Here is a 23,716-nt window from a genome sequence, read left to right on the forward strand (position 1 = left end):
GAACGATTTAGAGACATTTAGGTGAATAAACCGTTAAAAAATTTCAATGTCTGAGCGAACGAAGTGAGTGAGTTTTGAAATTTTAGGTTTATGAGCCGTTAAAAATGTCTCGTCTAGTGAAAAACTATGATTTTTTCATTTCACCTTTGTCATCACGATATCCATGACTTTTTCTGATATATTTTCAATGGTATCGTTGGCTTTTACAACCTTGATTCTCTTCGGGAACTTTTTAACGAGCCACATGTACCCGTCCCTGACTTTTTTATGGAACACCAAATCTTCATTTTCAAGACGGTCTTTACCGCGGGATGCAGCGCGAGAAAGCCCTTTTTTAACATCTACATCAAAAAAAATTGTTAAATCCGGCTTCAAGTCCAAAGTTGCTATTTTATTAAGCTGAAAAATAATTTTTTTATCAATATTCCTTCCAAAACCCTGGTATGCAACAGTCGCGTCAGTGTATCTTTCACAAATTACAATTTTACCGGAATTAAGTGCAGGAATAATCAGCTCTTCAGTATGTTGAGCGCGACACGCTTCATAGAGCAAAAGTTCTGTAAGCGGAAAAATCTTGTTTTTTGGGTCAAGTAAAATTTTTCTTAACGCCTCTGCTATAGTTGTCCCGCCTGGTTCCCTTGTATGAAGAACATCAAATCCGAGTTCTTTTAGTTTTTTAGTAACCAAAACTGATTGCGTTGATTTACCACACCCATCAGAACCTTCAAATGTTATAAAAAACCCTCTTTTTTTCATAAAAATCCTAATTTATGATATTAACAAAAAATGTGTTAAAAGTCAAGGTATTTTTGACAGTAAAAACAGGTTTTTTAAGGTTAGCTAAATAGGTTAGACTAGTTTAGGAAGATATGACTTAATCAATTATTTTATAAGCTATTATTTTGCATATATCACGTACTTCTGCCACTGACATTAATTTTTCATCAACTGATTTTAAAATCTTTCCTGTTTCTACATCTACTAAACTCACATTGATATAATATTTATTATCAAACCTTGAAAATGAACCGACAACAATTTGATTTACATTAAGAATTTTCCCCATTTGTACAGCACATGCTGTTGTAGTACAACCTGTTTTTTGGAATGCTGCTTCTGCAAGAAGTTTATCCATATTATTTTTTTCAATTACATTGAAATCTCCGATATTAACAAGTTCTGTTCTCAAAAAATCTGAAATAATTGATGCATCAACAATTGATATATTTTTCCCGGAAAAATCTGCTATTGCCAAGTTTGTTATTTTCACAATATTTCTCATGCGTGCTACTTCAACTTTTGGAGCAATGCCTTTGAACTTCTGAATCCGGTGATTTTCTGTATCACTAACGTAAATATTGCCGTTAATATCTATTGCTATATCCTGCGGATATTGAAATTCACTATTCTCCGAACCTTTCTTGCCCCAACTTAATAAATAATCTCCGTCAGCTGTAAAAACAGATATCCTATGGTTCCCCGCATCAACCACATAAACTCTGCCATCACCGTCAACGACTAATCCCTTCGGAGTTATAAACTGTTCTCTACCTCTTCCCATAGAACCCCATTCACATAAAAAATTACCTTTTGTTGTGAATCTTTGTATACGATGATTAAACGTATCTGCTACATATACTCTTGTCCGTTTTCCGACCGTAATACCCTGAGGATGTTCAAATTCACCTTCATCAGAACCTTTCTCTTCCCATTTTCCCCAACCGCCAGTTAATTTGCCGTCATTTGAAAATTTTTGTACATAATTATTATAGAAATCTGCAATATAAATATTATTCATCCCGTCAATAGATATGCTCATCGGTGCCCACTTCTCATTAGATAATGAACCTCTATTTCCCCACTTTTTAATAAAATTAAAATCGTAATCAAGTTTGTATACTGCTGATGCACCAACATCCGTAATGTATATGTTATTCAAAGTATCTATTGCAATATCTATTGGGTCAACAAATTTATATATTTTTCCCGGTCCTATTATACCCGAATATTTTGCAATAAATATTCCTTCGGATGAAAATTTTTTTATACAGTGATTACCCGTATCGACAACATACACATTCCCGGTTAAATCAGTAGTTATCCCCCGGGGAAACATAAAATCATTATCACCCGCTCCTTTTTTACCCCACGACTTGACAAAAGAAATATTTTCGTCAGATTTAAACGGTATCCATAATTTCAGTGGTTCTGAATAAACTGAATATATAAAGGAAAATATACAATAAAAAATAGCTAAATATCTCATTAATTTAAAATATCTTTCATTAAAAATAACTTTTTTTGTCACCCTTACCATAAATTCACTCCCATGTGAATAATTGTTAGAACCTAAAAAGAATAATAAAAAATGAAGCTATTAGTTTGCAACTGAATTGTTTGTCTTTCTGTGATTTTATTTTACAGAATTTCAAAAAAACACTTCACCAGGATGTTATACAACTGCCTTTGGTATCTGTATCTGTAACACCTATATGCATTTCACCGGTTCCCGAACCACAATACCACCACTTTCCCCTGTGCCCGCCACCTGAGCTAAACGATGCGAATGCTCCAGCAGTTAAACCGTTAAAATAAACTATATCTGCGGTATCACCGATATTGCTAATACCAAGCTTCACTGAAGGCATACTATCCAGGTACTTTGTCAGAAATGGACCACCAATGTTACTGAAAGTAGCAACCGGTGCTCCCGAAACCCCTTCGCTGTTTGCTAAACCATCTACACTTGCAATAGGATAAGCCCCTTCCATCTCCCCGTAATAAATTGTGAGTGCCGAACGAAGTGCACCAAGCGAACCTTTTGTTGACCCCTCTTTTGACTTTCTAATCAGGTCGGCAAATTTAGGAATTGCGATAGCCGCTAATATACCGATAATTGCAACTACTATCATAAGCTCAATAAGGGTAAAACCTTTTTTCGTTTCCATTTATTTTCTCCTTATTTTTTATTCCCATAGTAAGGTGAAATAGAATAAATAATATCAAATCGGCTATTCTATTTCAATATCGTATTTATCCAAAAGTCCGGCAATTCCTGCCAGCGAGAATTTTGCTTTTTTTATCCAATTTATTTCTGGGTTGATTGAATAATTAAATGATGTCAGAAAATCTGCTTTTTCTAATACTGTTCTTTCAAATATCGCACCGATCAAGTCACAATTGTCAAAAACTGAACCGCTTAAATTGCATTCAGCAAAATCCACCGTTCTAAGACTGCAGTTTTTGAATGTTGTTTTTTTTAGTTCCAGCTTGTGAAATGAGGAAAGGTTTAAAATACAATTTTCGAAACTGACGGCAAACAGGAAATCATTGCAATTTTCGAAATGTAATCCTAATAGTTTACATTCCTTGAATTTAACGTCTTTGAGAGACATTTTAGTCATTTTTGCCATGCTCAAATCACAACTATTGAATTCACATTCCGAAAAATTAATATCAGATAAATCGGCATTTGAAAAAGAACAATTTACGAATTTACAGTTTTCGTAATCGCCCTTATCCGGCTGTTTTTTCGAAAAATCAATTTTTTCAAAAATCTTTTCTTCAGTAATTGGTTTGCTCATTTTATTGTCAATTGTAGCTAAAAATTATTTCCGGGATTTAGTAACAATTGTTTTTAATATTTTGTCTTTTTGTTTTTCAACTTTTTTTATTTGTTCTTTAGTTTTGATGCTTTCTGTTTTGTATATCTTTTCTAATCCGAGCTTAAACGGTATTCTGCCTATGCGGGGCAATAAAATATAATTTATCAGAATAACGATGATTACAACGATTGCAACCCATATTGCCGATTTTAGCAGGATTCCGATTATTTTTATTGCCGCAAAAACAAGAACCACAAGTAAAGCTATAATCAAAATGGTAAAAATAATTTTCATTTGTCTCCCTTAACATAACCGGTAATATTTATATCCGGTTACTCTAGTTTCTAAAAGATAATCTGGTAAAATCACTTTAAAATGATTAATATTAAATTCGTTCAAAACCGGAGAAATCGAAAAATGTTAAAATATAAGACCTTGCCCTTTTACTAACACTAATCTTTTGTCAATTTTTCTATTTCGTATGACTGACCCTTAACCTTTATTAAAGCTTTAAAATAACCATGAATTCCTTGTTTTTTTTCATTGTTTTTAGGATACGCTGACATCGGAGAGTCGAGAGATGATATAGAATTTTCTTGTGTTTTTTCATCATTATAAAATATCGGTGCTAAAATTTTTGTTCCATCACTAGTATTCAATATTTTAAATTCACTCCATACATAATTTCTTTTATTTTCGCCAGTAATTTTCCAATAACTATCGTCGTTCGGATTTAATATTTTATTGTTTAAGAAAACAATATCTCTATCACGCTTTAATCCTTCCTTTTCCCAAATTAGTAAATTAAATATACTTGGGCGTACATCTGACTGTATTTCTTCAATAATAACATAATTAACACCATTATTTAAAATATCTCCTATCCCTACCAAAACGGGTGGAGATTGCATACCATTATCCCAAAAACCCAATTTTTCTTTGTCTGTCCAGACAAACGTTATGCTAGATTTATACTCTTTAAAAACTGATACAGTATAATTAAATCCATCTTCAGTATTTATTGTTCTTAAATGACTAAATGTTACTTGTTCAACAATACCATCTTTATCAATATCTCCAAATAGCATGTCATCAATAACATGACCACCTAATATTGACTCTTTTGAAAGTCCATTTGAAGGCTGTGTCCATAATAATCCAGTACAAATTAATAATGTAATAATAAGCACCCATATTCTTTTCATATATTTAAAGTACTGATTCCTATTAGAATCTTGAGTAATAAGGTGAAATTCAAAAGTATTGTTTTATTGTAAGATTTTATATTTTTTTCATTTAAAAGTCAAATCAAGCTGTATGCTGATATTTACGGCTCAATTTTTTATTTGACAATGTTTACATTTTGTGTTAGAATCTCAAAAAATACGGAGGTATAAAATGGTCAGTAATGGCAGGCTTGATTGTGCTTTGTTTAAACGGTTTATTTGGATTGGGTTTTTAATTTGTTTTGTTAATTTACCGCTCCAGGCGGAACAAAATGTCAGGGAAGCTGTGGTAAAAATATATACTACATTTAACAGGTATAATTACCAGGAACCATGGCAAATGAAAGGACAAGAACAGGGTGTAGGTTCCGGATGTATTATTAGCGGAAAAAGAATTTTAACATGTGCACATGTCGTGAGTGATTATACATATATTGAAGTAAAACGGGCAGAAGAAACTAAAAAATATCCTGCAAAAGTAGAAATAATTGCCAATGATTGCGACCTTGCTATTTTACGGGTTGATGACAACCAGTTTTTTTCTGATAAAAAACCGCTTGAATTCGGTACTCTGCCTATAAGCGGAGACAGGGTAAAAGCATATGGTTTTCCTACGGGAGGGGACGAAATATGTACTACCGAAGGAGTTGTTTCAAGAATAGAACATATCTTTTATACCTTTAACCAATCCTGGTTATTGGGCTGTCAATTTGATGCTGCAATTAACCCGGGAAATAGCGGCGGTCCGGTGGTTAACAAGGATGGAAAAATGATAGGGGTTGCATTCCAGGCAGGCGGCGGTGAAAACATCAGTTATATGGTCTCAATGCCTGTAATTAACCACTTCCTTAAAGATATTGAAGACGGGAAATATGACGGGATACCCGGAGATTATATAATTGTTCAGACAATGGAAAATCCTGCAATGCGAGAAAAATATAAAATGAGCAAAGACCAAAGCGGCGTATTAGTAATGAAGGTTACGCCCAATAGTCCGGCAAGTGATATATTAAAAACCGAAGATGTAATACTTTCATACGATAATAATAAAATCAGCAATGACGGAAAAGTAGAATTTAGAAAAGGTGAAAAAACAGCATATGATTATATATATCAAAACAAATTTATTAATGATAAGGTTAAAATTGAACTATTAAGGGACAGCAAAGTTATGGATGTTGAAATGAAATTATGGGCGTCTATGAACGCTCTTCGTTTAGTTCCGCCTCCCCAATATGATGTGGCACCGACATATTATATCTATGGCGGTCTGGTATTTGAACCCTTGACTTCAAATCTGTTCCGGGATTTGGGTTCAATATCAATATCAATTATACCTTTAGCAAATTATTTCTTTTCCGGTGAGTTATTAACGGAAGGGAGAAAACAGATAATAGTTCTGACTAAAATTCTTTCTGATGAAGTTAATACCGGGTATGCAACAGGATATAATCCTTTACCTCTGTTCGAAGTAATTTCATCTGTAAACGGAATAAAAATTTCAACAATGAACGACTTAATAAATGCTTTTGAAAACTTTAACGGGAAATATGTTACTATAATAGATGAAAGGGGTTTTAAGATAGTTTTAGATAAAGACGAAGTTGATAAAAATAAACAAAATATACTTAAAAAATACAAAATTATTTCTGACAGGTCAGCAGATTTGATTGGTAAAAAGTGAAACCCCACCGTTTGAATTTGTGGTCATTTCATGTAACTCGCAGCTAAATAAGTGCAGGCTAATAATTTAAAATTTCAGTTTTTTAAGGTTGGCAAGACAGGATAAATCAGTTTGGTTAACTTTAAGCGGTGTAACTGAGACATAATTTCTGTCTATGGCAAAAATATCGGTGCCTTCTACAGAATAACCCGTAACACATTTGCCTGTTAACCAGTAATAATTATGTCCTTTAGAATTGGTTTTTTTTTCAACTTCTTCATTATAAATTCTTTTCCCCATTTTTGTCAGTTTTATTCCTTTTATATCTTTACTGTCGGGAACATTTATATTAAGGAAGGTATCTTTAGGTATTTTATATTTTAACGCTTTTTTTATGATTTTTTCGGCGAAACCAGCAGCAATTTTAAAATTATTTTTGCCATCAGGGACAAGTGAAACAGCAAAAGACGGCAAACCCAGCATCGCACCTTCCCTGGCAGCAGCAACAGTACCGGAATATATACAATCATCGCCAAGATTGGGACCGTCGTTAATGCCCGAAACTACCATATCAATCTGATGTTTTAGTATACCTATTATCCCGAACCTGACACAGTCAGCCGGCGTACCGGTAAGAGTATAGATATCTTTTCCCTTTGGAATAAGACGAAGCGGTTTGTTTATGGTAATTGAATGACTCGAAGCGCTCATTTGGGTATCAGGCACTATAACAAAAACCTCACCCAGCTTTTTCATAGCTGTTATTAATGGTTTAAGTCCAAAACCGTAATATCCGTCATCATTTGAAACTAAAATTCTCATACCGTTAAGGATTTAAACATATTTTTGACTTTTTGTCAAGAATTTTATATACTGAGAATATGTGTTTAGCTATTCCGGGAAAGGTAATTTCTATAGATGGTAAAATCGCTAATGTAGACTTTAGCGGATTAACAAGAAAAGTCGGGTTAGACCTTCTGCCTAATGTAAAATGCGGTGACTATATTATAGTACACGCGGGTTTTGCTATACAAATTATCGGCGCAAAAGACGCTAAAGAACGGATAGAAATATTTAAGAAGATTTACAATGACTAACTTCGCTGCCAAAATTAAATCACTTACTCAAAAACTCCCTAACAAGTGCATTAACATCATGGAAGTTTGCGGGACACATACAATGGCGATCGCTTCGTCAGGAATAAAAACTATTCTTCCCAAAAATATAAGCTTACTTTCAGGTCCCGGCTGTCCTGTTTGCGTTACCCCGACACCAATTATTGATTCTGCGATTGAACTTGCCAAAAAAGGACATATAATTGTCACTTTTGGCGATATGTTACGTGTTCCAGGCAGTAGTTCATCGCTTGAAAAAGAAAAATCAAACGGCTGTGATATAAAAATTGTTTATTCTTGTCTTGATACTATTGAAATTGCCAAAAAAAACCCGAAAAAAGAAGTAATTTTTGTAGGTGTCGGCTTTGAAACCACTTCGCCGACAATAGCCGCAACTGTAAAAATCGCTAAAAATGAAAATATAAAAAATTTTTCTGTAATACCGGCTTTTAAGGTAATACCTCCTGCAATGAAAGTAATTCTTGAACAAAAAAAAGTGAGAATTGACGGTTTTTTACTGCCGGGACACGTATCAACTATCATCGGGTCTAAACCGTATAAATTTATCACTGAAAAATATAGAATCCCGTCAGTAATAACCGGTTTTGAGCCGTCTGACGTTTTAGAAGGAATCTCGCTTATACTTAAACAAATTATATCTAAAAATCCGCGAATAGAAATACAATACAAAAGAGTAGTCAAAGAGACCGGGAATCCTTTTGCGGTAAAACTTTTATACTCAGTTTTTGAAGAAACAGATTCGCAATGGCGCGGGATTGGTGTTATAAAGGATTCCGGGTTAAAATTCAGGAAAGAATACGAACAGTTTGATGCGTTAAGAAAATTTAAACTAAAAATTAAACCCGCAAAAGAATCAACAAAATGTTTATGCGGTAAAATACTGACAGGAATTGCCAAGCCACACCAGTGCGGGTATTTCGGCAAAAAATGTACGCCGACAAACCCTATCGGTCCCTGTATGGTTTCATCGGAAGGCACCTGTGCAGCATATTATAAATATGGACAATAAAAAAATAACCCTATCTGACGGTTCCGGCGGTAAATCAACTCATAATCTGATAAAAAATTTCATCCTGAAAAAACTCGGCAATCCCATATTGAACCGTATGGATGATTCTGCCGTCCTTAATCCTAATTCACTAATCTCTAATCCACTAATCTCTAAACTTGTTTTCACCACCGATTCTTACGTAATAAAACCCATCTTCTTCCCCGGAGGAGATATCGGCAAGCTATGTATCTGTGGTACGGTCAACGATTTATCTGTAATGGGTGCCAAACCGCTTTATATATCACTCTCGGCAATAATAGAAGATGGTCTTGAAATTGAAAAACTTGAAAAAATTGTTTCATCAATAGCTGAAACATCAAAAAAAGCAGGTGTCCAGATAGTTTGCGGTGACACAAAGGTTGTTGAAAAAGGTGCAGCGGACGAAATTTTCATAACTACATCAGGAATCGGTGTAATAGACAAAAAATTAAGTATATCCGGGCATAATGCTGTCACCGGAGACATAATAATTATCTCCGGAACGATTGCAGACCACGGTATTGCTGTCCTTAACGCCCGCCAGGAGTTAGGTTTTAAAGGAAAACTTGAAAGTGATGTAGCGCCGTTGAATAATCTTATTGAAAAAATGTTGAAAGCAGGTGAAATTCACGTAATGCGTGACCCTACCCGCGGCGGGTTGGCTACAACTTTGAACGAAATCACTGAACAATCTAATACCGGGATTGAAATTTATGAAAATAAAATCCCAATTAAAAAACCGGTAAAATCCGCCTGTGATATCCTCGGATTAGACCCGCTTTATGTTGCAAATGAAGGAAAGGTTATCGCGATTGTTCAGGAAAAGGACGCACAAAAAATATTATCGGCTATGAAGAAACACCCGCTGGGGAAAAATGCAGAAATTATCGGAAAGGTAATATCAAAGCCAAAAGACGTCCTTCTTAAAACAAAAATAGGTGGTAGTCGAATCCTGCAAATGCTTGAATCTGACCAGCTCCCAAGAATCTGCTGAAATACTAATTAAGGTTTTTTTATGATTTTATTTGTAATTTTGTTTGCAAGTTTGTTTATGCTGGGAGCAAAATTATATTTATAACCAAAGATTTCCAATGTTTTTTGTGGATTATTATGAACTTCTTTTATAAAATATGGATGTGCTAATATTGCAATTATCAACATCAACCGAAAGGCTTGCCAAAAAGAAATTCGTTTAGTGTTAAAAATCTCCGGTAAAGTGACATTCCAAATATATTTCAATAACCATGCAATTCCAAAAATTAAACACAATACACCTAATATTATGCCTCCTACAATTAAAGCTTCCATTTTTATTTCCCTAATAATATCCATTTTTACCTCCCTAAAAAAACCATAAAATCTGTATTATCAACATCAATCGAAAAGCCTGCCAATAAGTAATTTGCTTAACATTAAAAATATCTGACATAGTTATATTCCAAAGGTATTCCAGCAACCAAACCAACATAAAAAAAATAACTATCATTAAACATACTCCTCCAACAATTGCAAAAAATGGGTTCATATTTCACCTCCTATTTTAAGGAATCTCTGACACAACATTTATTTTGTCATTTAATTTCTCAAGAACAACTTTAATAAAACTGCATCTTACCAATCCTATTGAACCATCAGGTAATTTTATAAGAGTATCAGATTTTAAAATTGTATTTTTAGAAACGCTACTTTCAAGTGAAACTTTCGGCGTCAAAATACCAAGAAATACCAATAAAACAAGTCCTGCAACTTCTATTGCATGAGCCTTTCTAAGATTAAAATAGAAATCACTTACTGTATTTTGTAGAAATTCTCTTAGGGACTCAAAAATATCTTTCTTTTTTACTGATAATGTTTCATCTAATCGTGACATTAAAACTTTGTCAAAATTATTTGAAGGTTCAACGTTTTTCAACCCTTTTAAATAATTATAATTTTTCACCATTAACAAATACTCTTGTTTACAATTCTCACATTCTTCAATATGTCTCTGAATAATTTGTTTTTCTTCTTCCAAAAGTTCATTCCTCAACAACATTATAAAATTGGTTTTAATTTTATTGCATTCCATTTATGCCGCCCCCCTGCTTTTCAATTTGTTCTTTTATTTCCCTAAGAGCATAATATATTCTTGATTTAATGGTACCTATCGGACAATCCATAAGTGATGCCATTTCTTTATATGAAATCCCTTCATATACAAACATATTTATAATCAACCTGTGATTTTCATTCAAAGAATTGAGTATTTTTCTTATTTTGTCCTGTTCATCCTTCTTTTCAACTTCTTCCTGCGGTCCTCTATCATCATCACTTTGCATTTCTTTCAATTCTACTGTTTCACCATTACTATTCTCAATTTCATTATCTAAACTTAAAACAATATTTCTTTTTTGCTGCCGATATTCATAATAACAGGCATTTACGGCAATTTTATAAAGCCAGGGTTTAAATGGTTTATCTGTATTAAAAGTCCCGGCTTTCTTGAAAACTGAAATAAAAACATTTTGAGTTAAATCCTCCGCCAATTGAGAATTACCTACTTGTCTATAAATAAAATTGAATAACTGTTCTTTATACTTCAAGAATAATTCGTTAAAAGATTTTTTGTCGCCTTTTGCAATTTCCATCATCAGTTCTTCATCTGACTGATTCATTTTATTCCTCTGATACTATATATATGCTTTTAATGTTAAAAATGTTCAAAGAATCTGATAGGGCGAGGAAAAGAAATGGGTGGGCAAGCCCACCCCTACAATTATTCCAATCCTTTTATAGAGTGATTTTTGTTGATTTGTATTGCTCTGCCAATAACGGGACAATTTCACGGGCATTGGCAACCATATCTGCTTCTTTTTCTTCAAAAAGAAACGGTCTTAGGGATTCCGCCATATTTTTTAGCTCCAACTGCGAAAAATTATTAATACTTTTAACAATATAATCCAGCGGATTATCCTTAATATTATAGGTCTTCAGTACATTTTTATTAATCGGAAATTTATTGGAAAGCATAAACATTAAATCGTAGATATGTCGCCCTCTTTTCTTTTTTGAAACTGCATCAATTTTATCGGCGAATAAAGCAGCCCGTTCTGTACATACGCACGGAAAAAATTCGCCAAAACCGGATACAACCTGTGTTTCCTTTTCTATTTTCCATACAGGAACGTTTGTCTCAACTTTTATTGTTATTCCTTTTTTCTTTGAATATTTTGAAACGACATTATAGTTCTTTTCAATTTCCGGAAATATTATATCTGCCGATAAAATTTTGTTCCAGTGATTAAATTCAAGGTTTGAAATAATGCCATTTTTCGCCAGACCATTTTTAATTTTCATCAGTAAATCTTCAAACTGTTTTTTTCTAAGTATTTTTGTATTAAAATCTATGTCCTCCGAGAACCTTTTTAATTTATGGACAATTCTTAAATAAGTCCCGCCGGTAAAAAACAGGTTCTTCCCGTTTTCATTTTGGTATATTTCTTTCAGAATAAGTACCTGCAAGTACTCCCGCAAAATCCCCCGTACTTTCGTGTACGGCATTCCCATTTGTTTTGCACTTTCAATCAATGCTTCATATGTTAACATATAACTCCTTTAGACTAATACCATATAATTTAGCATATTTTTCAATTCTGCTCTTCCGCAGTCCTGCTACAATGCTAAAATTAATTCTTTCTGCTTCAAAATCAACTTTTTTCCCGCGCAGCATCTTGAAGTATAGGTAATCCACAATCGCTTTCTCCGGTTCTGCAATATATATTTCAAAATTACCCTGCTTTTCAATATAATAACCTGTAAATGATTGCGGTTTTACAGTTCTATAAAGGAAAAGCCCGTGTTTGTTCCTGAATGTCCTTGTTGATTTGGTCGTAATGGAAGTTACAGCCATTGAAACCTCGGGAATTATGCTATAGTTTGACAAGGCTGTTTCCAGTGAAATATATGACGGGGAATAGATTTTATTTGCAATATAAAGGTCTGGAATTGAAAAATCCTTCGGGTAAGTCATCTCATACAACCCTTTTTTTAAAGTATAAATCCATCCCTTCTTTTTCCACCTATAAATGAGTTTTGTTGTGTTTTTCGCGTTCTCATCCGGATAAAAAGATTCAATGTCGTTTTTGGAAAATACATAGTAACTATTTTTTTCTATGACTTTATAAAAGTCTTTAAAGTTCATTTCAGTTAATACTCCTTTATGTCCATTTACTGAAATAAGTATAAAGTATTTTACATGATTTGTCAAGTAAAATATTTTAAATTTATGTTTTTTTATATTTTAAGATAATGTCCCGTAAAAGGATTAATATTGATATTAACACGCTTTAGTGACTTGAAAAAATCAAATAAAAAAGTAAAATAGACAATAAAATTATGAAAATAGGGATATCGGGAAGGGTAATCGAGGTTGAATACAAGTATTGCGAGATAGGAGTAACTGATTTTTTTAAGTTAGCAAAGAAGTTAGGGTATGAAGCGGTAGAACTGCGTCCTACGCAGGTAAATTATAAAACACCGGATGCCGAGCTGGCAGAGTATAGAAAAGTTAAGGATGATTTAGGCCTGGATATTTCTTGTATAACAGCTTTTGGTGCAGATGAAAAAGATAAAAAATTTTCAGCGTTAGCCAGGTATGTAGAAATCAATAAACTGTTCAATTGTAATTTTGTTAAAACCTGGAGCGAAAATATAGAATGGTTAAGAGATGCGAGCGAGTATCTTGGAAGGTTTGGTATGAACATGATAATACAAACGCATACGCGCGGACCTTTTGAGACGGTTAATGGGATACTGGTGACTTTAGGAAAGATACACAAAGATAACTTCGGGTTATATTATGACGCTTCACATTTATTTCTTACCCAGGACGATTACGGGATTGAAACTATAAAGAAACTCAATAAAAAAATATTCCAGGTTTCAATACAAAGTTTAGCAAGAGTTAATAAAGAAGATTCCGAAATGGAATATAAAGGTTATTATTACAAGAGAATGCCGTTAGGTAAAGACAGAGGAATAGATTACAAGTCAGTATTTAAAGGCCTAAAAGAAATTGGGTTTGACGGTTATATTACAATTAATGATGCAAGACCTAAAGAAAAAAGTTATAAAGAATATGCAGAATATATGATAAAACAATTGAGGACATTTATAAATGATAATTGATTGTCACGTTCATTTTAAATTAGACGATGATAAAGATACTAAAGAGATGATAGAACTATCTAAAAGATTAGGGATAGACAAACTTTGCGTATCGGTAATAAAAAGCCTTGCTGTTTCACCGAAAGAGTTCATTCAATACAATGATTATCTTTTAAAAAATATGGAGAAATACAGTGACACAGTATTGGGATGGTGTTTTGTTAACCCCATACATGTGAAAGAATCTGTTAAAGAATTTGAACGCTGCGTGAAGAATTACGGAATGATAGGATTAAAATTACTAAGTCAATGTAAATTTAACGACCCAAGGGTAATCCCGTTAATTCAGAAAGCGATAGAAATGGATGTCCCGATATTACAGCATTGCGGTCACCCTTGTCCTGATTTCAATAAACCGGGGATTATGCTGACTGACCCTCTGGATATAGCTGAAATATCGGTAAAATATCCTAAACTAAAAATACTCCAGGCGCATATAGGCGGTGGCGGCGACTGGGAATGGGTTGTAAAATCAATAAAAAATTGTCCTAATGTCTACTTAGATACAAGCGGAAGTGTGATAGATTCAGGTATGATAGAAATGGCAAAAGAATATTTAGGAGAAGACAGGTTAATATTTGGCAGTGATAACTTATTTTTTCAGGGATTAGCTAAAATTTTAGGAGCAGAAATTTCAGACAAAACCAGAAAATTAATTTTTGGAAAGAATATAAAGTTTTTGTTGAAAAACAAAAACTTTGATTACACAGATTAAAACTGAGATTACGCAGATTGGGTGCAGGCAATATTTCTGCATAATCGGTGAGTTAAAAAATGATAATAGATACCGAAGTATATTTAGGGCACTGGCCTTTTCGTAAATTGAAATATAATACGGCAAAAAAAATGGTCGGGTTGATGGAAAAGAAAAACATTGATAAAGCGATTGTTTCGTCTTTACATTCTGTTTTTTACAGGAACAGCCACACGGGGAATATAGAACTTCTGGAAGAAATAGCAAAATATAAAAACAAACTGATACCATTTGCATGTATAAATCCTGCATATCCCGGCTGGGAAGAGGATTTAGAATATTGTTATAAAAAACTTAAAGTAAAAGGGATTAGAATCCACCCTTATTATCATAATTATATTCCGAACGACAGCAACTGTGTAAAGTTATTCAGGAAAGCGGCGGATTACGGGTTGCCTGTCTCTGTAACAATATCGTTAGAAGACCAAAGACAACGGCACTGGCTGGTAAAACTGCCTTATATTTACGACAAGGAGGCAATACACACGCATATTATTGAATTGTTAAGAAAAAGTCCCGAGACAAATGTCATACTTATGCATAACGGGTATTTAGGCGGACATAGCGGGTATGATTATAAAATATTATTGCCGGTTGCAGACAAAAGAAAAGGAAAAGTTTTGTTCGGTTTGATAAACTTTCCGCTTACCAAGGACACAGTCAAAGAAATAGGTATAGAAAGGATAGTTTTTTCCACACAGATGCCTTTCAGGTATCCTGAGTTCAGTTTGATGATGACAAAACACCTGGAAATCAGTGCTAAAGAAAAAGAGAAAATATATTGGAAGAATATTTTGAAAATAATTAGATAAGGACGTCCGAGGTCCAAAGTCCGAGGTCCGAAATCAAAAAGAAAAAGTCGTAGAGTTAATAGAGTTTTAGAGTTTAAACCCTAAAACCCTATAACGCTATAACCCAATAACCTAATAACACATGAAAAACGTTGAGATTGCGAAAATATTAGATGAAATATCGGAATTGTTGTCTTTAAAAGGCGAAAGTGTGTTTAAAATTCGTGCATATGAAAAGGCTGCACGAAATATTGAATCTCTTACCCAAGATATAGCTGAAAAAATAAAAACCGGTGAAAAAATAGACGGGGTCGGCGAAAGTATATCCGAAAAAATCAAAGAATACCTTGAAACCGGAAAAATAAAATATATTGATGAATTAAAAAAGAGTTTTCCTGAAGGGCTTTTGGAAATAATGACTGTACAAAGCGTCGGACCAAAAAAAGCAAAGCTTTTATATGAGAAACTCGGCGTAAAAAACATTGATGAGCTTAAAAAAGCAGCTGAGGAAGGCAAAATAAGAGATATTGAAACTCTTGGCGAAAAAACTGAACAGAATATATTAAAAGGTATTGAAATAATTAAAAAAGGGTCTGAACGAATGCTGATTTTAACCGCCCTCACTACAGCGGAAGAAATTATCGGACAATTGAAAGATGAAGGTATAATCCAAATTTCCGAAGCGGGTAGTTTGAGACGGCGAAAAGAGACAATACGGGATATTGATATTTTATGCACCGCAAAAAATCCGGAAAAAATAATAGAAAAATTCTGTTCCCTGGGTAAGCAGGTCCTTGCAAAAGGCGAAACAAAATCAAGTATTCTTACAAATGAAAATGTTCAGGTAGATTTAAGGATTGTTAAGGATGAAGAGTTCGGTTCTGCACTCCAGTATTTTACCGGCTCCCAGCAGCACAACATCGCTGTCCGGGGATTAGCAAAAGATATGGGATTCAAAATAAATGAATATGGAATTTTTGATATTAAAACTAACAAAATACTTGGCGGAAAAACAGAGAATGAAATATATCAAAAATTAGGGCTTAAATACATACCGCCGGAATTAAGGGAAAATACCGGCGAGATAGAAGCAGCTAAAAAAAATAAATTACCTGAATTAGTTGAACTTTCGGACATAAAAGGTGATACTCATATTCATACATTCTATTCGGACGGCAGGATGACTATTGAGCAAATTGCCGAAAAATTAAAAGGAACCGGATACGAGTGGGTAGGGATTTGCGACCATTCGCAATCATTGAAAGTTGCACGCGGGTTAGATATAAAAACGCTTAGAAAGAAAATTGATGAAATCAGAATATTTAATGAAACTTCCAAAGACCTGCGGCTTTTATGCGGAAGTGAGGTCGATATTCTTTCTGACGGTACACTTGATTATCCCGATGAAGTATTAAAGGAACTGGATTTGGTAATCGCGTCAATCCATACCGGATTCAAACAAGATGAAAAAACAATTACAGGGCGGATAACAAAAGCTATCCAAAATAAATATTTAAATATTATCGGGCACCCGACCGGCAGGCTGTTAAATAAAAGAGACCCTTACTCAGTAAACCTTGAAGAGGTCATAAGTGCCGCTGCAGATTACGGGGTCGCTATTGAAATAAGCGGACATCCTGAACGGCTTGACTTACCGGATATCTGGTGCAGAAAAGCAAAAGAAAAAGGGACTAAGCTTTTTATCGGAACAGATTCTCATTCTGTCGAGCATCTGGAGTTTATGAAATTTGGAGTATTTGTTGCACGACGGGGCTGGCTTGAAAAAGATGATGTGCTTAACTGCCTGAGTTACCCTCAACTAAAAAAATACCTTTCAAAAAAAAGATAAGTTAGATTACCATCCCGCACACTGATGTGGGGCGGGAATCTATATCATTAATATTCTTATTGACCTCCTGCCTGTTGTTTCAATTCTTCTTCTTTTTCTTTTTCTTTTGAAACTTTAGCCGGTTGCCAGCGGGAACCCACTTTTTTCCAGCAGTCAAGGTCCCATTTAACATCCCGCAAATTTGATATTCCTTTCAATGCTAAATCTAAATTTTTTAACAAATTCATAACAGCAACCGCTTCTAAATCCTGTGCTGCTCTTCCTGTAAATTCAAGAGACCCTTTTATTTCAACATTCCCCTTTGTTGTACAAATTCTTAGTTTCTGGACATCAACCCATCTCTTTACAAGCTCAATTTTAACATTATTATTTATCTGCCAATCCATTTTACGGGAATATTCAACCATATCAGCCTCCCTTATCCGCCTATTTTATCTTTGCCGAAATATTTTATGAGATTTTTAGGAATTGAAACTGAGCCGTCTTTATTCTGGAAATTTTCCAAAATCGCTGCAAAAGTTCTTCCCACAGCAACACCGGAACCGTTTAATGTATGAACAAATTCAGGTTTTTTATCGCGACGGAACTTGCAGTTAAGCCGTCTTGCCTGGAAATCTTTACAGTTAGAAATTGAAGAAATCTCCCGCCAATTTTTCTCACCCGGCATCCATACTTCTAAATCATATGTCTTTGAAGACGAGAAACCCAAATCAGCAGTGCACAATTCTACTACCCTGTATGTTAGTTCGAGCTGTTTAAGAATCTCTTCCGCATCAGAAAGCATTTTTTCATGTTCTGCCGTTGAATCCTCAGGTTTAACATATTTTACAAGTTCAACTTTATTGAATTGGTGGTTCCTGATTAATCCGCGCGTGTCTTTCCCGTATGAACCTGCCTCCTGCCGGAAACAGGCAGTATAAGCGACATAATTTATCGGAAGTTGTTCTTCGGAAAGAATCTCGTCCCGATGAATATTTGTAAGCGGGACTTCCGCTGTAGGAATTAAATATACGCCATCGCCGCACTTGTAAAGTTCCTCTTCAAATTTTGGAAGCTGACCTGTTCCAACAAGACATTTTTTATCAACAATAAAAGGCGGAAAAATCTCTTTATACCCGCGTGACACATGAATATCTAGCATGAAATTAATTATCGCCCGTTCTAATTTTGCCCCATCGCCTTTAAGCAAAACAAACCTGCTCCCTGAAAGTTTTGACGCAGCCTCAAAATCCAGTATTTTCAGCCCTTCCCCAATCGTCTGGTGGTCGAGTACCTCTCCCTCTGCTCTCCGGTTTTCAGACCCCGGACTTCGGACTTCGGACTTCGGACTATATTCTCTAACAACCTTATTGTCTTCGGCAGATTTCCCGATGGGAACAGAGTCGTCTAAAAGATTTGGTATATAAAGCAATTTATCAAAAAGTTCTACCTCGATTTTTTTAACATTTTCTTCGCCTTCTTTTATTTCCTGCTTTAATACCTGCATCTCTTTTATTAATTCGCCCTTGTTGGGCGGATTTTTACCTATCTCATCAGAAACTTTATTTCTTTTTGACTTTAATTCCTCATTTTCTTGAAGAACTTTTCTATAATTACTGTCAATAGAAATTATTTCGTCCAGGTTGAATTTTGCATTCCTGTTTTCCAGAGATTTTTTTACAATTTCAGGATTTTCCCTGATAAGTTTTATATCAATCATATTTTTCTGTTTTTAGACACCAAATTCCCTGATTTATTTAAATCCCATTTTTAAAAGATTATTATAACTGATTTTTAAGCTTTCAAACGGGTCACGTTGACAAATGTCCTGTTCTACTAAATACCATTTAACGCCCACATCCTCGCAAGCTTTTAATATTGACGGCCAGTTAAGATTACCCTCTCCAATTTCACTCATTAACTGTTCTCTGCCGCGCATTACCAAATCTTTAAGATGCACTATCGGCATTCGTCCTTTAAACTTCTTAATCCACGCAGCAGGGTCACCGCCGCCGTGCTGTACCCAATAAGTATCTATTTCGAAATTAAATACTTTCGGGTCGCTTTCTTCAAATAAAATATCCATACCGGTACGCCCGTCATATTTTTCAAATTCAAAACTGTGATTGTGATAGATAAAAACCAACCCGCTATCAGTTAATTTTTTTGCTACTACAGAAGCTTCTTTTGCAAATTTTTTAAAACCTTCTTTATTGCTATACTCTGCCGGCATTGAACCAACCCCGATATATTTGCAGTCCCACAGGTGATGTTCATCAATAACTGCCTGTGTTTCATTGCATATACGAGTGTAGTTTAAATGCGTGCAGGTGATTTTTAAACCCTCGTTATCCACAATTTTTTTCAATTCTTTAGGGTCAATCGGTCCCAATCCGGATACTTGTACTGTATCATACCCGATAGCTTTTACTTTTTTCAACGAGGTTGCTATATCCTGAGGTGTCTTCATAAAATTCCTTAACGAATACAACTGTGCCCCTAAAACAGATTTTTTCATAAACTCTACTCCTCCTTTAATTTAACAGGTTTTCACTGTTTTTCAAATCATGCACGCCAAGGGCGTGCTACTACAAACATTGATATTCCTATATATAAATGTAATGAAATAATCAATGAACTGTTGAAAAATCCGCTCACTCCCACCACAGAATCTTTGGCGGGCAAGAAACCGTTGGCGGATGACCCGCATGAGCGTGTCATAATTTATAGGTTTGTTTTGCTAAACCATAAGCAGTGTCTTTTATCATTTCAAGCGCATCAGACATATCAATTATTTTTCTTGCAACAAGCCCTGCTATCCAGTTAGCATCAATACGTCTTGATAAATCGTGTCTTGCCGGAATTGAAAGGAAAGACCTTGAATCATCAACAAAACCTGTAGTGTTATAAAGTCCTGCCGTTTCTGTCACGCTCTGCCTGTATCTCGTCATCCCATTAATACTATCATGGAACCACCACGGCGCGCCGAGCTTCATAGCGGGATAATGCCCTGCTAAAGGAGCAAGTTCCCGCGAATAGTTAGTTTCATCAAGCGTGAAAACAACAAGTACTAATTTTGAATTATTTCCGTATTTATTCAACAACGGTTTCAGGTTTTTGGTAAATTCTATCTGAATCGGAATATCACATCCTTTATCGGGACCAAACTCTTCATAAACTTTTTGGTTGTGGTTCCTGTAACAACCGCAATGCATCTGCATTACCAGCCCGTCTTCAATACTCATACCTGCCATTTCCATTATAAGATGTCCCGTAAACCTTGCTGCATCTTCATTACTAACTTTGTTTTTTAAAGCATTTGTAAATATTTTATTCGCTTCTTCTTTACTTAATTCCCCGGTATATGGCGTCAAAACACCGCTATCGGTTGAAACAGCTCCCATTGATTTGAAAAACTGTCTTCTCTGCCGGATTGCTTCAATAAATGTTTTATAATCACAAATATTTATACCCGAAACAGCGCTTAATTTCTCAATATTTTTCTTCCAATTCTTTGTATTTATATTTACAACAGAATCGGGTCTGAATGTAGGTAATATTCTGCCTTTCCAGCCGGAACTTTTTATTTTTTTATGATTTTCCAGAGTATCCGAAGCCTCATCCGTAGTGCAAAGTACTTCAATATTAAATTTATCAAACATCTTTCTCGGCGAGAATTCAGGGGATTTTAACTTCTTGTCAATTATGTCATAAATCTCCATTGCTGTTTCTTTTGTCAATTTGTATTTTATTCCGAACACATTTGAAAATTCGTAATTCAGCCATATCTCTGTAGGTGTTCCTCTATATAAATAGTAATTTTCAGCAAAAATCTTCCATATTTTTTTAGGGTCTGACTCCGCTTTACTGCCAATACCTAAAGATTCCAAAGAAATACCCTGGGAGTAAAGCATCCTGTAAAGATAATGGTCCGGGATTACGATTAATTCTGCCGGATTTCCAAAAGAACCATTGGAATCAGCAAAAAGTGCAGGATTGACATGCCCGTGCGGGGCAACAATAGGAAGGTCACTGACTGATTCGTATAACGTCCCGGCAATTTTCTTTGTTTTAAGTTCCGGTTCAAAAAATCTGTCAGGATCTAAAATTAACTTTTTTTTCATTATTATATACCCTATTTACTGCCTTTTATTTATTATAACACTTTGTTAATTGGAAGTCAAATATGTGTATAAATTCATTACAACACTTGAGGTTTGTGACAAAAAATGGTAAAGAACATCCAACAAATAGCACTATCGGTTTGTTCATTCAAGTCAACTACATTATCCTCTTCCCATTTTGTACGTTACGCAGTCTATACTTTCCAATTAATCTCATAACGAACACTGCGACCTTTGCCTCCGACATAGCGTATAATCCCTTTTTCTTTTAAATCATCCATTTCCCTGAAAGCGGTCGCTCTGCTGGTTTTCGCGATACTTACATACTTCCTGGTGGTAAGCCCCCCCTTAAATCCTTCAATGCCTGATTCAAATAATTTTTCTATAACTTTTCTTTGCCTTTCGTTTAAGATTGTGCGTGCATGTTTTTTCCAAAATTCGACTTTCCTGAAAACATTGGCAACTATATTTTGTGAATCCTCAACGGCATTGGTAAAAGTGTCTAAAAACCAGACAAACCAGTTTGTTATATCTGTTCGACAATTTTGAACTTTTTCAAGTATTGTATAGTATTCATTCCGTCTTTTCATAATCTGAGACGAAAGACTGTAAAACCTGATGTTACTCTTTTCATCCTGAGCAAGCGCCATATCGGTAATCGCCCGAGCTATCCGTCCATTGCCGTCTTCATATGGATGGATGGTAACAAAACGCAAATGCGCAGCCGCCGCACGAAGAATTCCATCGGTTTTCTCTAACGAATTATTCCACCAATCAAGAAATAGTTCTATTTCATTTTTCATTTGCGACTGCGGAGGTGCTTCAAAATGTATTTTTTCCTTGCCAATCGGTCCTGACACTACGCGCATCGGAACATTTCCCCTCAATTCGCCGGCACGAATTTTATGCAATCCTGAATAGCCGGTAGGGAACAAGGCTGCCTGCCAGCCGTTTAGTCGTTTAAGGGTTAAAGGCTTATTATGAAACCGTATTGCATCAAGCAAAACATCTATTAACCCATCTGCATTTCTTTCGGTTTTTATGCCGACACCGTGAGGCAACCCCAACTTTACTGCCACTGAGGAACGCACAGCGTCCCTGTTTAATTTCATCCCTTCTATTTCTGAAGTACGCACCGCTTCTTCTACAAGAATTTCCGCCTGTGCTTCTGTTTCAAGACGAATATCAAGCGAAGATACTTTCCCAAGAAGATTTCCTTGCGCAAGACGCGCTTTGGAAAGCAACTCCATAATAACTTTATGGTCAAATTCAAACTTATACCAGTTTTTGGATTCCCAAATATACTTTTTCATATTCTTTCCCACCTTATGAAGCGAATACCTTAGCTAATCGCTTCATATTGTGAGATGATTATAACAAATAATCGCTCCAATTACAAGATTTTTTTCTTCATAATAACTTAAACTACAACTTGTAATTCATAATTAAGTTCTGGGAAGAAAAACCAGTAAATTTACCTCAAAATGATTATTTTCCTCTTACTCTTTCTATAAAGCGAAGAATTCAAGGCCCTTTTAAATTATAAAACTAAGGACGCCCCCGTTTTCTTGTGCTCTTTCCGGAAACAGTGATACTGCCAAAATCTAATCTGCAGGAAATCTTTCGCTTTTGCTCGTCATAACAATGTAATTTTACGAATTCAACATTTTTTTTCTTTTCAGCACTTTTGACCAATATTGATATTACATCCTTTAAATCAAAAACAGTCGACGGCTTATTCTTCCCGTAAAAATATACTTCGCATTTCGGATTTTTAATCTGCATTTTAAATTAACCTCCGTTCCTTTACTTCCTGTCGGTCTCTTGGGTTATTAAAAACTGGTAGAATTACCCAATAACAAAATAAAGCAACCCAGTTAACTAGAAATCCAAATAACATCCATTCAGTTTTAGAATTCTTTACCTTTTTATATAATATGTAACCACAAATGCAGTTTATTGCAATAATACAAAATGGCATAAATAATTTAATTAAATTTTTATCCCGCGAATAGAATAAAAACGAAGCGGAAAATCCCCCTAAATAAGACAACACAATCAGAATAATTAATATTGTTTTTATTTTGTTGTTTTTCATATATTTAAAGTGTTGATTTCTTTTCAAACAAGGAGTTATTGGTTACAACTTCATTCATAAGTCAACCATTTAAACTCCGTTGTCCCCTAACTTCCTTAGACCTGATTCTTTTACATTTTATAAAAATCTCAACTTGAATACTCCGTTCTTTGAACGGAGATGAAAAGTTGACTTGCCGAAGGCAAGTAGAAAATACGTAAGATAAAACCATTTAAAAAGTCCACTGGTGTCATTGCGAGGAGCATAGCGACGAAGC

Annotated in this window: 26 protein-coding genes; 8 read left to right on the plus strand and 18 right to left on the minus strand. The window is 34.8% G+C overall.

Annotated elements, in window-relative coordinates:
- Nucleotides 1-135: 135 nt before the first annotated feature.
- From tmk to PHE88_08240, 6 genes are all read right to left on the minus strand, one after another.
- The gene (tmk, locus tag PHE88_08215) at nt 136-756 is read right to left on the minus strand and encodes a dTMP kinase (GenBank protein MDD5687798.1); all 621 of its coding nucleotides are present in this window, start codon (nt 754-756) and stop codon (nt 136-138) included.
- A 118-nt stretch (nt 757-874) separates the two neighbouring features.
- Nucleotides 875-2,317 carry a 6-bladed beta-propeller gene (locus PHE88_08220; protein MDD5687799.1) on the minus strand — a complete coding sequence of 481 codons (1,443 nt, stop codon included), beginning with the start codon at nt 2,315-2,317 and terminating at the stop codon, nt 875-877.
- Nucleotides 2,318-2,441: 124 nt separating this feature from the next.
- Nucleotides 2,442-2,948 carry a type II secretion system protein gene (locus PHE88_08225; GenBank protein ID MDD5687800.1) on the minus strand — a complete coding sequence of 169 codons (507 nt, stop codon included), beginning with the start codon at nt 2,946-2,948 and terminating at the stop codon, nt 2,442-2,444.
- Between the two features lie 63 nt (nt 2,949-3,011).
- Nucleotides 3,012-3,584, minus strand: coding sequence for a pentapeptide repeat-containing protein (locus PHE88_08230; protein ID MDD5687801.1), 573 nt, complete (start codon nt 3,582-3,584; stop codon nt 3,012-3,014).
- 24 nt (nt 3,585-3,608) lie between these two features.
- On the minus strand, nt 3,609-3,899 hold the full coding sequence (locus PHE88_08235) for a hypothetical protein (protein ID MDD5687802.1): 291 nt from the start codon (nt 3,897-3,899) through the stop codon (nt 3,609-3,611).
- A gap of 158 nt (nt 3,900-4,057) precedes the next feature.
- Entirely contained in the window at nt 4,058-4,810 is a 753-nt protein-coding gene (locus PHE88_08240) for a hypothetical protein (GenBank protein ID MDD5687803.1), read from the minus strand.
- Nucleotides 4,811-5,003: 193 nt separating this feature from the next.
- Here PHE88_08240 and PHE88_08245 point away from each other — a divergent pair, with 193 nt between their 5' ends.
- Nucleotides 5,004-6,515: a serine protease gene (locus tag PHE88_08245; protein ID MDD5687804.1), complete on the plus strand. Its 1,512-nt coding sequence runs from the start codon at nt 5,004-5,006 to the stop codon at nt 6,513-6,515.
- A gap of 66 nt (nt 6,516-6,581) precedes the next feature.
- Here the strand turns inward: PHE88_08245 and surE are convergent, their stop codons facing one another.
- Entirely contained in the window at nt 6,582-7,316 is a 735-nt protein-coding gene (surE, locus tag PHE88_08250; GenBank protein ID MDD5687805.1) for a 5'/3'-nucleotidase SurE, read from the minus strand.
- Between the two features lie 59 nt (nt 7,317-7,375).
- On the opposite strand from surE, the gene PHE88_08255 reads away from it, so the two are divergent.
- Genes PHE88_08255 through hypE form a run of 3 tightly spaced genes read left to right on the plus strand, consistent with a single transcriptional unit; the run spans nt 7,376 to nt 9,654 of the window.
- Nucleotides 7,376-7,591 carry a HypC/HybG/HupF family hydrogenase formation chaperone gene (locus tag PHE88_08255; protein MDD5687806.1) on the plus strand — a complete coding sequence of 72 codons (216 nt, stop codon included), beginning with the start codon at nt 7,376-7,378 and terminating at the stop codon, nt 7,589-7,591.
- Nucleotides 7,584-8,639, plus strand: coding sequence for a hydrogenase formation protein HypD (hypD, locus tag PHE88_08260; GenBank protein ID MDD5687807.1), 1,056 nt, complete (start codon nt 7,584-7,586; stop codon nt 8,637-8,639). Before PHE88_08255 ends, hypD begins: the two co-directional genes overlap by 8 nt.
- Nucleotides 8,629-9,654: a hydrogenase expression/formation protein HypE gene (gene hypE / locus PHE88_08265; protein ID MDD5687808.1), complete on the plus strand. Its 1,026-nt coding sequence runs from the start codon at nt 8,629-8,631 to the stop codon at nt 9,652-9,654. Before hypD ends, hypE begins: the two co-directional genes overlap by 11 nt.
- 8 nt (nt 9,655-9,662) lie before the next feature.
- Here the strand turns inward: hypE and PHE88_08270 are convergent, their stop codons facing one another.
- The 5 genes from PHE88_08270 to PHE88_08290 all read right to left on the minus strand — a co-directional run bounded on the left by PHE88_08270 (nt 9,663) and on the right by PHE88_08290 (nt 12,840).
- The gene (locus PHE88_08270; protein MDD5687809.1) at nt 9,663-9,992 is read right to left on the minus strand and encodes a hypothetical protein; all 330 of its coding nucleotides are present in this window, start codon (nt 9,990-9,992) and stop codon (nt 9,663-9,665) included.
- Between the two features lie 208 nt (nt 9,993-10,200).
- Nucleotides 10,201-10,728, minus strand: a complete 528-nt coding sequence (locus PHE88_08275; GenBank protein MDD5687810.1) for a hypothetical protein — start codon at nt 10,726-10,728, stop codon at nt 10,201-10,203.
- On the minus strand, nt 10,715-11,314 hold the full coding sequence (locus PHE88_08280) for an RNA polymerase sigma factor (GenBank protein MDD5687811.1): 600 nt from the start codon (nt 11,312-11,314) through the stop codon (nt 10,715-10,717). Before PHE88_08280 ends, PHE88_08275 begins: the two co-directional genes overlap by 14 nt.
- A 115-nt stretch (nt 11,315-11,429) precedes the next feature.
- Nucleotides 11,430-12,245, minus strand: a complete 816-nt coding sequence (locus PHE88_08285; GenBank protein MDD5687812.1) for a nucleotidyl transferase AbiEii/AbiGii toxin family protein — start codon at nt 12,243-12,245, stop codon at nt 11,430-11,432.
- Complete coding sequence (locus PHE88_08290; GenBank protein MDD5687813.1) at nt 12,232-12,840, minus strand: hypothetical protein; 609 nt, start codon at nt 12,838-12,840, stop codon at nt 12,232-12,234. The genes PHE88_08285 and PHE88_08290 overlap by 14 nt, the downstream gene beginning before the upstream one ends.
- Nucleotides 12,841-13,034: 194 nt before the next feature.
- Between PHE88_08290 and PHE88_08295 the strand changes: the two genes are divergently transcribed.
- The 4 genes from PHE88_08295 to polX all read left to right on the plus strand — a co-directional run bounded on the left by PHE88_08295 (nt 13,035) and on the right by polX (nt 17,259).
- Complete coding sequence (locus tag PHE88_08295) at nt 13,035-13,826, plus strand: sugar phosphate isomerase/epimerase (GenBank protein ID MDD5687814.1); 792 nt, start codon at nt 13,035-13,037, stop codon at nt 13,824-13,826.
- Nucleotides 13,816-14,580 (plus strand): amidohydrolase family protein, encoded by a 765-nt coding sequence (locus PHE88_08300; protein ID MDD5687815.1) that lies wholly within the window; start codon nt 13,816-13,818, stop codon nt 14,578-14,580. The genes PHE88_08295 and PHE88_08300 overlap by 11 nt, the downstream gene beginning before the upstream one ends.
- Nucleotides 14,581-14,639: 59 nt before the next feature.
- On the plus strand, nt 14,640-15,431 hold the full coding sequence (locus PHE88_08305) for an amidohydrolase family protein (protein ID MDD5687816.1): 792 nt from the start codon (nt 14,640-14,642) through the stop codon (nt 15,429-15,431).
- Between the two features lie 121 nt (nt 15,432-15,552).
- The gene (gene polX, locus PHE88_08310) at nt 15,553-17,259 is read left to right on the plus strand and encodes a DNA polymerase/3'-5' exonuclease PolX (protein MDD5687817.1); all 1,707 of its coding nucleotides are present in this window, start codon (nt 15,553-15,555) and stop codon (nt 17,257-17,259) included.
- Between the two features lie 56 nt (nt 17,260-17,315).
- Here polX and PHE88_08315 read toward each other — a convergent pair whose 3' ends face one another.
- The 6 genes from PHE88_08315 to PHE88_08340 all read right to left on the minus strand — a co-directional run bounded on the left by PHE88_08315 (nt 17,316) and on the right by PHE88_08340 (nt 23,147).
- Nucleotides 17,316-17,666: a hypothetical protein gene (locus PHE88_08315; protein ID MDD5687818.1), complete on the minus strand. Its 351-nt coding sequence runs from the start codon at nt 17,664-17,666 to the stop codon at nt 17,316-17,318.
- Nucleotides 17,667-17,677: 11 nt separating this feature from the next.
- Nucleotides 17,678-18,958, minus strand: coding sequence for a serine--tRNA ligase (gene serS / locus PHE88_08320; GenBank protein MDD5687819.1), 1,281 nt, complete (start codon nt 18,956-18,958; stop codon nt 17,678-17,680).
- A 33-nt stretch (nt 18,959-18,991) separates the two neighbouring features.
- Complete coding sequence (locus PHE88_08325; GenBank protein ID MDD5687820.1) at nt 18,992-19,756, minus strand: sugar phosphate isomerase/epimerase; 765 nt, start codon at nt 19,754-19,756, stop codon at nt 18,992-18,994.
- 199 nt (nt 19,757-19,955) lie between these two features.
- Entirely contained in the window at nt 19,956-21,362 is a 1,407-nt protein-coding gene (uxaC, locus tag PHE88_08330) for a glucuronate isomerase (GenBank protein MDD5687821.1), read from the minus strand.
- 194 nt (nt 21,363-21,556) lie between these two features.
- Nucleotides 21,557-22,675 carry a Fic family protein gene (locus tag PHE88_08335; protein MDD5687822.1) on the minus strand — a complete coding sequence of 373 codons (1,119 nt, stop codon included), beginning with the start codon at nt 22,673-22,675 and terminating at the stop codon, nt 21,557-21,559.
- 235 nt (nt 22,676-22,910) lie between these two features.
- Entirely contained in the window at nt 22,911-23,147 is a 237-nt protein-coding gene (locus tag PHE88_08340) for a hypothetical protein (protein ID MDD5687823.1), read from the minus strand.
- Nucleotides 23,148-23,716: the final 569 nt, after the last annotated feature.

This window comes from Elusimicrobiota bacterium (assembly GCA_028718185.1).
In the GTDB taxonomy this organism is placed as follows: domain Bacteria; phylum Elusimicrobiota; class UBA8919; order UBA8919; family UBA8919; genus JAQUMH01.